Annotated in this window: 11 protein-coding genes and 2 tRNA genes; 3 read left to right on the top strand and 10 right to left on the bottom strand. The window is 66.4% G+C overall.

Annotated elements, in window-relative coordinates; translation table 11 throughout:
* Positions 1-81 precede the first annotated feature (81 nt).
* The 10 genes from C995_RS0111550 to C995_RS0111505 form a co-directional block, all read right to left on the bottom strand.
* Positions 82-155, bottom strand: a tRNA-Cys gene (locus C995_RS0111550).
* An 87-nt stretch (positions 156-242) separates the two neighbouring features.
* Positions 243-318: transfer RNA gene (locus C995_RS0111545), tRNA-Gly, on the bottom strand.
* A 73-nt stretch (positions 319-391) separates the two neighbouring features.
* Positions 392-943, bottom strand: coding sequence for a CDP-diacylglycerol--glycerol-3-phosphate 3-phosphatidyltransferase (gene pgsA / locus C995_RS0111540; RefSeq protein ID WP_018865079.1), 552 nt, complete (start codon positions 941-943; stop codon positions 392-394).
* 13 nt (positions 944-956) lie between these two features.
* Positions 957-2,780 carry an excinuclease ABC subunit UvrC gene (gene uvrC, locus C995_RS0111535; protein ID WP_018865078.1) on the bottom strand — a complete coding sequence of 608 codons (1,824 nt, stop codon included), beginning with the start codon at positions 2,778-2,780 and terminating at the stop codon, positions 957-959.
* A gap of 96 nt (positions 2,781-2,876) precedes the next feature.
* Positions 2,877-3,515, bottom strand: coding sequence for a uracil-DNA glycosylase (locus C995_RS0111530; protein ID WP_018865077.1), 639 nt, complete (start codon positions 3,513-3,515; stop codon positions 2,877-2,879).
* Positions 3,505-3,981 carry a CYTH domain-containing protein gene (locus C995_RS0111525; protein WP_018865076.1) on the bottom strand — a complete coding sequence of 159 codons (477 nt, stop codon included), beginning with the start codon at positions 3,979-3,981 and terminating at the stop codon, positions 3,505-3,507. The genes C995_RS0111530 and C995_RS0111525 overlap by 11 nt, the downstream gene beginning before the upstream one ends.
* Positions 3,982-4,085: 104 nt before the next feature.
* Positions 4,086-5,048, bottom strand: coding sequence for a beta-ketoacyl-ACP synthase III (locus C995_RS0111520; RefSeq protein ID WP_018865075.1), 963 nt, complete (start codon positions 5,046-5,048; stop codon positions 4,086-4,088).
* A complete protein-coding gene (gene plsX / locus C995_RS0111515) occupies positions 5,045-6,073 on the bottom strand; it encodes a phosphate acyltransferase PlsX (RefSeq protein ID WP_018865074.1) in 1,029 nt (342 codons plus the stop codon). The genes C995_RS0111520 and plsX overlap by 4 nt, the downstream gene beginning before the upstream one ends.
* 99 nt (positions 6,074-6,172) lie before the next feature.
* Positions 6,173-6,370: a 50S ribosomal protein L32 gene (gene rpmF / locus C995_RS0111510; RefSeq protein ID WP_012982981.1), complete on the bottom strand. Its 198-nt coding sequence runs from the start codon at positions 6,368-6,370 to the stop codon at positions 6,173-6,175.
* Between the two features lie 105 nt (positions 6,371-6,475).
* Positions 6,476-6,997 (bottom strand): DUF177 domain-containing protein, encoded by a 522-nt coding sequence (locus C995_RS0111505; RefSeq protein ID WP_026279085.1) that lies wholly within the window; start codon positions 6,995-6,997, stop codon positions 6,476-6,478.
* Positions 6,998-7,128: 131 nt separating this feature from the next.
* Here C995_RS0111505 and C995_RS0111500 point away from each other — a divergent pair, with 131 nt between their 5' ends.
* Genes C995_RS0111500 through C995_RS0111490 form a run of 3 tightly spaced genes read left to right on the top strand, consistent with a single transcriptional unit; the run spans position 7,129 to position 11,009 of the window.
* Positions 7,129-8,547, top strand: a complete 1,419-nt coding sequence (locus tag C995_RS0111500) for an acetyl-CoA carboxylase biotin carboxylase subunit (RefSeq protein WP_018865072.1) — start codon at positions 7,129-7,131, stop codon at positions 8,545-8,547.
* Between the two features lie 34 nt (positions 8,548-8,581).
* The gene (oadA, locus tag C995_RS0111495; protein ID WP_018865071.1) at positions 8,582-10,408 is read left to right on the top strand and encodes a sodium-extruding oxaloacetate decarboxylase subunit alpha; all 1,827 of its coding nucleotides are present in this window, start codon (positions 8,582-8,584) and stop codon (positions 10,406-10,408) included.
* A gap of 4 nt (positions 10,409-10,412) precedes the next feature.
* Positions 10,413-11,009, top strand: coding sequence for a nucleoside triphosphate pyrophosphatase (locus C995_RS0111490; protein WP_018865070.1), 597 nt, complete (start codon positions 10,413-10,415; stop codon positions 11,007-11,009).
* Positions 11,010-11,376: the final 367 nt, after the last annotated feature.

Genomic DNA, 11,376 nt, shown 5'->3' with positions numbered 1-11,376 from the left:
CAAGGGGAAACAAAGGAATGGCTCTGTGAGGCCAAAAAAAGGGGCGTATGGAACGCCCCGGAACACGGAAAAACAGGGAAATGGAGGCTGGGGTCGGAATCGAACCGGCGTACACGGATTTGCAGTCCGCTGCATAACCACTCTGCCACCCAGCCTGTATCGGGTGGGTCCCGGCCCGCACAGCGCGACATGCGCAGGCCGAAACAGAAAACCCCGGCCGAACCGGGGTTTCAGGAATCTGTTGGAGCGGGAAACGAGATTCGAACTCGCGACCCCAACCTTGGCAAGGTTGTGCTCTACCAGCTGAGCTATTCCCGCTCTTCCTTATCGGCGCGTATTCTACCGCACCGGCGGCCGACGTCAATACCCCGCTCTCCCCTGCCAACGCACATCATTGCCCGCGGGCGGCCGCCAGCATGTACTGGACCATCGAGACCAGCGTCAGGATGGCCGCCAGGTACAGCAGCCATTCACCGATCGCGAAAATCGGCAGTCCCGCGACCGGCTCCGCCCACAGCAACAGGAAGATCGCCACCATCTGGGCGGTCGTCTTGAACTTGCCTACCCAGGAGACCGCGACCTTCGCACTGGCGCCGACCTCGGCCATCCATTCGCGCAGGGCCGAGATCGCGATCTCGCGCCCGATGATCACCACCGCCGCCAGAGCGAGCCCCAGGCCCGGATTGTGATCGACCACCAGCACCAACGCAGCAGCCACGATCAGCTTGTCCGCCACCGGATCGAGGAAGGCGCCGAAGCGACTGGTCACCTGCCAGCGCCGCGCCAGGTAACCGTCCGCCCAGTCGGTGATCGCGGCCAGCGCAAAGACGATAGCGGCCACGATGCCCGCTGTGGGCATGGGCAACGCATAAAAGACCACAATCAGGAGCGGGATCATCACGATCCGCGACCAGGTCAGCCAATTGGGGAGTTCACGGATCATCTGCTGGTCAGCCCTAGTGAAACTGGTCGTAGATCGCCTGTGCCAGCCGTCGGTGGATGCCCGGCACCTTGGACAGCTCGTCTACGCCGGCCCGGGCCACACCGCGCAGACCGCCGAAATGGCGCAGCAACGCGCTGCGGCGCTTGGGCCCGAGCCCCGGGATCGACTCCAGGGTCGATTCCTTGCGCGCCTTGGCCCGGCGAGCGCGATGGCCGGTAATGGCGAACCGATGCGCCTCGTCGCGGATCTGCTGGATCAGGTGCAACGCACCCGAATGCGTCGGGAGTATAGAGGGGGCCTCCACCCCGCTCAATATCAGCGTTTCCATGCCCGGCCGGCGCTCCTCGCCCTTGGCGACGCCGACTACCCGGATGTGGTCCAGTCCCAGATCCGCCAGGACATTGAGTGCCTGGGTGACCTGCCCCTTGCCGCCATCGATGAACAGGATGTCCGGTTCCTGCCCTTCCCCCTTCTTCAGGCGGGCAAAGCGACGGCTCAGGGCCTGGTGCATCGCGGCGTAATCGTCGCCGGGTTCGATCCCGTCGATGTTGAACCGCCGGTAGTCGGACTTGATGGGCCCCTCGGGCCCGAACACCACGCAGGATGCCACCGTGCGCTCGCCCGCGGTGTGCGAGATGTCGAAGCACTCCATGCGCTTGGGCGGGCTCTCCAGGTTCAGCTCGGCGGTGAGCGCGTCGAGGCGCGCGGTCTGCCCGGCCTGACTGGCGATGCGCGTCTTCAGCGCGAGTTCGGCATTGCGCCGCGCCATATCCAGCCAGCGCGCACGGTCCCCGCGCAGCGACCAGGCGAGCTGGACCTTGCACCCATCGCGCCGCTCCGACAGGAAGGCCTCCAGTGCTTGCGCGCCTTCCGGCTCGTGTGACAGCAGCACGCGCGCCGGGGGTTCGCGTTCGGCGTAGTACTGCGCCAGTACCGCCGCCATGATCTCGCCGTCGTCGGTGGCCTCCGGCACGTTCGGGAACAGCTCGCGGTTGCCCAGGTTCTGCCCCCCGCGCACGAAGAAGATCTCCACCGCGACCGTGCCCGCCTCCCGGGCCAGGGCGATCACGTCGGCATCGCCCTCGCCACCGGAGACAAACTGCTGCTCGGAGATCTGGCGCAGCCGCGCGATCTGGTCCCGAAGCCGCGCTGCATGCTCGAAATCGAGACGTTCGGAGGCCGCCTCCATGCGCTGCATCAGGTCGGCGATCACCACCTCGCTTTTGCCCTGCAGAAACTGCACGGAGGATTCCACGTCGCGGGCGTACTCCTCGGGCGTGATATAGCCCACACAGGGCGCGGTACAGCGCCCGATCTGATACTGCAGGCACGGCCGCGACCGATGTGCGAACACGCTGTCCTCGCACTGGCGGACCTGAAACAGCTTCTGCAGCAGCGCGAGGCTCTCGCGCACCGCCCCGGCGGACGGATACGGGCCGAAATAGCGCACCCCCTTCTTTTTCGCTCCCCGGTGGAAGCCCAGGCGCGGGTACTCCTGGCCAGACACGAAGATATAGGGGTAGCTCTTGTCGTCGCGCAGCAGCACGTTGTAGCGCGGCCGGTGGCGCTTGATCAGATTGGCCTCGAGCAGCAAGGCCTCGGCCTCGGTATGCGTGACCGCCACGCGGATATCTGCGATCTGGCGCACCATCGACCGGATCCGCGGCCCGCGATCGTCCGAACCGCGAAAGTAGCTGGCGACACGGCTCCTGAGATTGCGTGCCTTGCCGACATACAGCACGCCGCCGCTGGCATCCAGCATCTGATAGACACCGGGCGACTGCGTCAGCGTCTTCAGGAAGGCCTTGGAATCGAAACCGGTCTCGGGGGCACTCATGACGGCTTCAGGATACCGGATCGGCCAAGGGAGTCGGTCAAAACGGTACGACAATTGAGCGTGGGCGGCGGCAGCGGCCGGTCCCCACAGGCGTTTCTAATCGAGATGGGTGCGGATGCGGGCGAAGAGTTCGCCGAACATGGCCGGGGTGAGGCGGCGGGTCTGGGTGTTGTAGCGCGAGCAGTGGTAGGAATCGATCAGCCGCATGCCGTCCAGCGCATGCTCGGCGCCGTGGGCAAAACGCCGGCTGGACAGTGGCAGGCCTCGAGCGCGCAGCACCGCGTCATGGGCGATCTTGCCCAGCGCAAGGATCACCCGCGGCTGCATCGCATCCATCTCCGCGGCCAGGAAACCGTTGCAGGTGCGGATTTCCTCCGTCGTGGGCTTGTTCTGCGGCGGCAGGCATTTGACGGCATTCGTGATGCGGCAGTCCAGCAGCTGCAGCCCGTCATCCGCGCGCACGCTCTCGGGGCCGGTCGCAAAACCGTACTGGTGCAGGGTCTCGTAGAGCAGCACTCCGGCGTAGTCCCCGGTAAAGGGGCGCCCCGTGGCGTTGGCCCCGTGCATCCCGGGGGCGAGACCGACGATCAGCAGGCGTGCGTCCAGCGGCCCAAACGATGGCACGGGTGCGGCGTGGTACTCGGGGTGCTTCGCCCGCACGTCTTCCAGGAAGCCGGCCAGGCGCGGACAGCGCCGGCAGTCCGGGTCAAAGACGGGGAAGGACTCAGGTTGCATCGGGCCAGTCGCGGTAGGGGTTCCGGGCCAGCTCGGTGTTGTAGTAGCGCGGGTCGTGCGAGACCTCCTCGCCCAGCCACTCGGGCCGCGGGAACTCGGCATCGCTCGCGGGCAGTTCCAGTTCGGCCACGATCAGACCGGCGTTGGCACCCTCGAACACGTCGATCTCGTATTCCCAGCCCTCCACATCCACCCAGTAGCGTGTCTTCTCGACCTGCGGACCCGCGAGCGTGTCAAGCAGGCTGTGGGCCTCCTCGACAGGGATCGCGTACTGGTATTCGTCACGTTCGACGCCGAGGGTCGCGCTCTTGATGTTCAGGTTCGCGCCCTCCTCGTCCACGCGCACGCGGATCGAGGCGCGGTCGTTACCGCACAGGTAGCCCTGGCGCATGTGCTGGGAGCGCACCACGGCCTCGCGCCAGGCATCGCTGGCCAGCAGAAACTTGCGTTCGATCTCGCGACCCATGTCGTCGACTCCCTTCTTTCGGCGAACCGCTTCGTATCAGGCTTTGGCAGGGGCTTCGCCTGCAAGCAGCCTCCCACAGGAATGAAATCGCGAAGCGGCGCGCGCTACATCCGGATCAGCGCGGAGCCCCAGGTAAAGCCGCCGCCAAAGGCCTCGGTCAGGATCAGATCGCCCTTCTTGATACGCCCGTCACGCACGGCGGTATCCAGCGCCAGCGGGATGGACGCGGCAGAGGTGTTGCCGTGCCGGTCGACCGTGACCACGACGTTATCCATGGACATGTTCAGCTTCTTGGCCGTGGCCTGGATGATGCGGATGTTGGCCTGGTGCGGGACCAACCAGTCCAGCTCGGCCTTGTCGATCCCGTTGTATTCCAGGGTCTCGTCGACGATCTGGTCCAGGGTGTTGACCGCAACACGAAATACCGCGCGGCCCTCCATGCGGATGAACTCGAGGTCCGGGTTGTCCCCGGGCTGCGAGACCCCGCCGGGGACCTCCAGCAGGCCCTTGTGGTGGCCATCCGCGTGCAGGTGGGTGGAGATGATGCCCGGGTCCGGCGAGCGCGACAGCACCACCGCACCCGCGCCATCGCCCCACAGGATGCAGTTGCCGCGGTCGGTGTAGTCGGTGATGCGCGAGAGCGTCTCGGCCCCGACGACCAGCACATGCCGGATCTCGTCGCTCTGCATGAAGCGGTCGGCCGTGGCCAGGGCATAGACAAAACCGGAGCACACCGCCTGAACGTCGAAGGCCGGGCAGCCGCCGATCCCCAGCTTGGCCTGCAGGATGCACGCGGTACTGGGGAAGATCTGGTCCGGGGTCGTCGTGGCGACGATGATCAGGTCCAGGTCGGCGGGGCGGATGCCCGCGGCGTCCAGCGCGCGTTCGGCGGCCTTCAGCGCCAGGTCGGAGGTCACCTGATTTTCGGCCACGATGTGGCGCTCGCGAATCCCGGTACGCTCCTGGATCCACGCGTCCGAGGTATCCACCATCGCCTCGAGATCGGCATTGGTCAGGATCCGCTCGGGCAGGTAACTCCCGGTTCCGCTGATGCGTGCATGCTTCACTGCGCGTGCTCCTGCCCCAGTAACTGCCCCAGCTGCTTGTCGATCCGGCTGGAGATATTCGCCTCGGCCTCGACCCGGGCGATGCGGATCGCGTACTCGAATGCCAGGGCATCGGCACTGCCGTGGCTCTTGATCACCACGCCCTGCAGTCCCAGCAGCGACGCACCGTTGTAGCGGCGGTGGTCAAAACGATGGCGCAATCGGCGCAGCACGGGCAGCGCGAACAGGCCGGCCAGCCGCGAATACAGCGAGGCGCGGAATTCGGCCTTCATGTTCGAGGAAATCATCTTGGCCACGCCCTCGCTGGTTTTCAGCGCGACATTGCCGACGAAACCATCGCAGACGACCACGTCCACGTCGCTGCAGTAGACGTCGTTGCCCTCGACGAACCCGACATAGTTCAGGCTGGATTCCTCCAGCATGCGGCCGGCCTCGCGCACCCGGTCGTTGCCCTTGATCGCCTCCGACCCGATGTTCAGAAGCCCCACCTTGGGGGCCTCGAGCCCGTCCACCGCATTCGCCAGCACCGAACCCATCACCGCGAACTGGTACAGGTGCGCCGCCTCGACATCCACATTGGCACCCAGGTCCAGCATGTGCGTATGGCCGTACATCGACGGCAGTGCGGTCGCGATGGCCGGTCGATCGATCCCCGGCAGGGTCTTCAGCACATAGCGCGCGGTGGCCATCAGGCCACCGGTATTGCCGGCCGAGACGCAGGCCTGTGCAACCCCCTTCTTGACCTGGTCGATCGCCACCCGCATCGAGGAATCGCGCTTGGTGCGCAAGGCAACGGCCGGGAGTTCCTCCATGCCGACCACCTGGCTGGCATGCACGACCTCCACGCGCTCGCGCTCGGCAGACGCCCAGGCTGCAAGCCCCGACTCGATGGTCTCTTCGTCCCCGACCAGCAGCAGCCGGAAGTCGTCTGCGACCTTCAGCGAACGGCGGGCAGCCGGAAGCACCACGGAGGCCCCGTGGTCCCCTCCCATCACGTCCAGCGCAATGCTGAATTCGCGACTCATGAGCGCGCCCGCGCAGTGCCCGGATCCCGGGTCCATTCAAACGCGGAAAGGCCACGGTGCAGCCGCAGCCGTGGCCCCAGCAGGATCGTCACGCCTGACTTAGTCTTCGTCGTCTTCGACTTCGACGTCCTGCTGGATCACCTGGCGACCACGGTAGAACCCGTCCGGGGTCACGTGATGCCGGCGATGCACCTCTCCGGTGGTCGGATCGGTGGACAGGGTCGCGCCCTTCAGCCCGTCGTGGGAACGGCGCATATCGCGCTTGGAACGGGTCTTGCGGCGTTGTTGCACAGCCATGATGAATCTCCAGATTAATCAAATCCCGCCTTTGCGGGGTTAGCCCGAATCAAAAATGGGCGCAAGTATAGCGTTTCGAGCCGGGCAGCGCCCCGCTCCACCAATCTATCGGTCGTCGCCGTTGCTCGAGCGGCCCTTGAGCTGCTCAAGCACTGCAAACGGGTTGTCCTCGCGCTGCCCGGGAACAAACTCGGGCTCCACCGCGGGCTCGCAGTCCGCGTGGCGCGGTACCAGCGGCCAGGCCAGCAGCACCTCGTCCTCGGCCCAGACCGCCGGGTGCAGCCGTCCGTCGTCTTCCAGTTCGAGGGTATCCTCGTCCGCGCCGAGGCCTTCCACGGAGCCGCCGGCCGGCAGGATCACCGCATCGGTCTCCAGCCGAAATTCCCAGGCCATCGGCTGCAGGCAGCGCTGGCAGGTCTGCCACAGCTCGCCAGTAATCAGACCGGTCAGCCGCATCTCGTCCAGCGCGCCGCGCTCCAGCCCGAAGCGGACATGGACCCGCAGCGGGTGTTCGGCCAGCGCCTCGTCCCGCAGGCGCGGCAGGTCCTCCGCAGACAAATCGCCTTCGAATTCCTGGTGCCGGGCCCGCGGCTGCCACGGGTCGAGAGATACGGGAATACGACTCATAGAACACTCAAATACAAGGGCGCGGAATATACGCGCGCGAGGGCTGTTCTGTCAAAGCGAAACAGAAACTTGCAGGCCTTCGACTGCATGCCGATACTCGGGTTTTCACTGACCTGCCCGGGGCCTCCCGTTTGATCCGCAAGCTGCTCATAGCCAACCGGGGCGAGATCGCCGTGCGCCTGATTCGGGCCTGCGCGGAGATGGGGATTACCTCGGTCGCCGTGCATACCGACGCCGACCGCCACGCCCTGCACGTGAAAAAGGCCGACGAGGCCTATGCGATCGGTCCGGACAGCCTGGGCGGCTACCTGAGTATCCACCGTCTGATCAGTGTGGCGCACGCCGCCGGGTGCGATGCCGTGCATCCGGGGTACGGCTTTCTCTCGGAGAACGCGGATTTCGCGGCGGCCTGCGCCGCACGCGGGTTCATCTGGGTCGGCCCGGACGCCGGCGTCATCCGCCGCATGGGCGACAAGGTGGCCGCGCGACAGGCGATGATCGAGGCCGGGGTCCCGGTCACCCCGGGCTCGGAGGGCAACCTGGAGACGCTGGAGGCCGCACTGGAGGCCGCCGAGGCCATCGGCTACCCGGTGATGCTCAAGGCGACCAGTGGCGGCGGCGGGCGTGGCATTCGCTTGTGCGAAGACCCGGATGCCCTGCGGCGCAACTTCGACCGAGTGCGTTCGGAGGCGACCCGCGCCTTTGGCAGCACCGAGATCTTTCTGGAAAAGGCCGTGGTCAACCCGCGCCATATCGAGGTACAGATCCTCGCGGACACCCATGGCAATGCCGTGCACCTGTACGAGCGCGACTGCTCCGTGCAGCGACGCCACCAGAAGCTGATCGAGATTGCCCCCTCGCCGCAGTTGAGCGAGGCCCAGCGCGAACGTCTGGGCACACTGGCCGTTACCGCCGCCCAGGCCGTTGGCTACCAGAACGCCGGGACCGTCGAGTTCCTGATGGACGGCGATGACACCTTCTATTTCATGGAGATGAATACGCGTCTTCAGGTCGAGCATCCGGTGACCGAGATGATCACCGGCGTGGACATCGTGCAGGAGCAGTTGCGCATCGCCAGTGGCGACCCCCTGCGTTACGACCAGTCGCAGATCACGCGGCGCGGCTTCGCCATGGAGTTCCGGATCAACGCGGAAGACCCGACCAACGACTTCCTGCCAAGCTTCGGTCGCATCACGCGCTACTTCGCCCCCGGTGGCCCGGGCGTGCGCACCGACGGCGCGATCTACACCGGCTACGAGATCCCGCCCCACTACGATTCGATGTGCGCCAAACTGATCTGCTGGGCGCTGGAATGGGACGACCTGCTGACGCGCAGCAACCGCGCCCTGCGCGACATGGGCGTGTTCGGGGTCAAGACCACCATCCCCTATCACCTGGCGATCGTGAACCACCCGGATTTTCGTCGCGCGGATTTCAATACCGGCTTCATCCCCGATCACCCCGAACTGACCGATCTGCCGGCCAAGCGCTCCGAGCGCCAGCTGGCCGTCGCAATCGCCGCCGCAATCGCCGCCCACCACGGGCTTTAGGGAAACACTGCCCCGCCCGAACACCGGACTAGCCATGGATCGAGTTCACATTACGGATGTCACCCTGCGCGACGGCCACCAGAGCCTGATCGCCACGCGCATGCGCACCGAGGACATGCTGCCGATCTGCGAGCAGATGGACGCGATCGGCTTTCACTCCCTTGAGGCCTGGGGCGGGGCCACGTTCGACGCCTGCGTGCGCTTCCTGAAGGAAGACCCGTGGGAGCGTCTGCACCAGCTCAAGGCCGCGCTGCCCAACACCCCGCTGCAGATGCTGCTGCGCGGGCAGAACCTGCTCGGCTACCGCCACTATGCCGATGACGTCGTGCGCGCCTTCGTCGAGCGGTCCGTGGCCGGTGGCATCGACATCATCCGCATCTTCGATGCGATGAACGATGCCCGGAACCTGCGCACCGCGATCGAGGCCACCCGCGAGGCCGGCGGCCATGCCCAGGGCACGCTGTGCTACACCACCGGGCCGGTACACTCCGCCGCCCAGTTCGTCGCCCTCGCCCGCGAGCTGGTGGCAATGGGGGCGCAAAGCATCGCGATCAAGGACATGGCCGGGCTGCTGACCCCGACGGCCACCCGGGAGCTGGTGACCGAGCTGGTCGACGCACTGGATGTCCCGATCCACCTGCATGCGCATGCCACCTCGGGTCTGTCCGAGCTGTGTCACTGGCAGGCGATCGAGGCCGGCTGCCGCCACATCGAGACCGCGATCTCCGCCTTCGCCGGGGGCACCAGCCACCCCCCCACGGAGAGCCTGGTCGCGGCCTTGTCCGGCACCGAGCACGACACCGGCCTGGACCTCGTGGCCCTGCAGAAGATCGGCCTGTATTTCCACGAGGTCCGCAAGAAGTACCAGCGCTTCGAGAGCGAATACACCGGCGTCGACACCCGGGTGCAGGTGAACCAGGTCCCGGGCGGCATGATCTCCAACCTGGCCAACCAGCTGCGCGACCAGAACGCGCTGGACCGCTTTGATGCCGTGCTGGAAGAGATCCCGCGCGTGCGCGAGGATCTCGGCTACCCGCCCCTGGTCACGCCGACCTCGCAGATCGTCGGCACCCAGGCCGTGATGAACGTCCTCGCCGGGGAGCGCTACAAGACCATCACCAACGAGGTGAAGCAGTACCTGACCGGACACTACGGCCGCGCACCGGGTCCGATCAATCGCGTGATCCAGCGCAAGGCGATCGGCAACGCCGAGGTCATCGACGTGCGCCCGGCGGACCTGCTGAAGCCGGAGATGGACCATCTGACCCGCGACATCGGCGATTTGGCCCAGGGGCCGGAGGACGTACTGACCTTCGCGCTGTTCCCCGAGGTCGGCCGGTCCTTCCTCGAACAACGACGTGACGGCACGCTCGAACCAGAACCGTTACACCTGCCGGAGAACACCCAGGCCGGCTGCCCGGCACCAGTGGAGTTCAACGTCACCTTCCACGGAGAGTCGTACCACATCCGCGTCAACGGCAGCGGGCACCACCGCGAGGACACGCGGCCGATGTACGTCACCATCGACGGCATGCCGGAAGAGGTCCTGATCGAGACGCTCGACACCATCGACACCGCCGGCGGCGGGGGCGCCGAATCTCCGCGAGCGGGAAAAAAATCCCGCCGGGCCACCCGCCCCGGCGATGTCACCACGTCCATGCCCGGCACCGTCATCGACGTCCTGGTAGCCGAGGGCGACACCGTGGAGGCCGGCCAGCCGGTGCTGGTGCTCGAGGCGATGAAGATGGAGTCCGAGATCGCCGCACCGATTACCGGAACCGTGCGTGCGGTGAACGTGGCCAAGGGTGCGGCCGCCAACCCGGACGATGCCCTGATCGAGATCGATACCACTGATGGGTAAGCCCATGCGCGAGATCGTCCTAGCCTCGACCTCGCCCTATCGTGCCCAGCTGTTGCAGCGGCTGCATCTGCCGTTCGCGACGGCCGCCCCGCAGGTCGACGAGACGCGGCTCCCGGACGAAGACGCGGCGGCCCTCGTGCAGCGCCTCGCCGAGGCCAAGGCCCGAGCAGTCGGTGACACCCACCCGGGCGCATTGATCATTGGTTCCGACCAGAGCGCCAGCCATCAGGGCCACATCCTCGGCAAGCCGGGCAATCCCGAGCGCGCCCGCGAACAGCTGGCCTCGCTGTCCGGCGGCACCGTCACCTTTCACACCGGCTTGTGTCTGCTGGATGCCGCCAGCGGTCAGGCGCGGGTGGAGGATGTTGAATACATCGTCACCTTCCGCCAGCTGTCGGACACGGAGATCCGGGCCTATGTCGCACTGGACGATCCGGTGGACTGCGCCGGCAGTTTCAAGTCCGAAGGGCTAGGGGTGAGCCTGTTCGAGCGCATGGGGGGCTCGGACCCCACTGCATTGGTGGGCCTGCCGCTGATCCGCCTGTGCCACTGGCTGCGCGCGGCCGGTGTTGCCGTACCACCCCCAGCAACAAGGGGCTGACTGGGCTGCCCGGGCCCCGACGCGCAAGCGCCCCCTGGTCCGCCGGCCTCCGGCCAAGGCGTTGCAGCGCACCGCCCGTCGAACCATCATTTTCTGTATCTCGGGTTCGAATCCCGAATCCTCGGGGGGCCAGACATGCGAAAGGGGCCACTCGGGCCCCTTTGCTGGATCTGGCGGAGAGTGAGGATTACTCGGCGCTTTGCGCCTCGCCCTTCGGGCCGTCACCTGCGGTGACGTTCGGGTGCCGCTGCGCGTCACCCGTCGAACCATCTTTTCTATATCTCGGGTTCGAATCCCGATACCTCGGGGGCCAGACATGCGAAAGGGGCCACTCGGGCCCCTTTGCTGGATCTGGCGGAGAGTGAGG

Source organism: Thioalkalivibrio sp. ARh3, from assembly GCF_000377265.1.
GTDB lineage: Bacteria > Pseudomonadota > Gammaproteobacteria > Ectothiorhodospirales > Ectothiorhodospiraceae > Thioalkalivibrio > Thioalkalivibrio thiocyanoxidans.
This window is presented reverse-complemented; position numbering and strand designations above follow the sequence as displayed.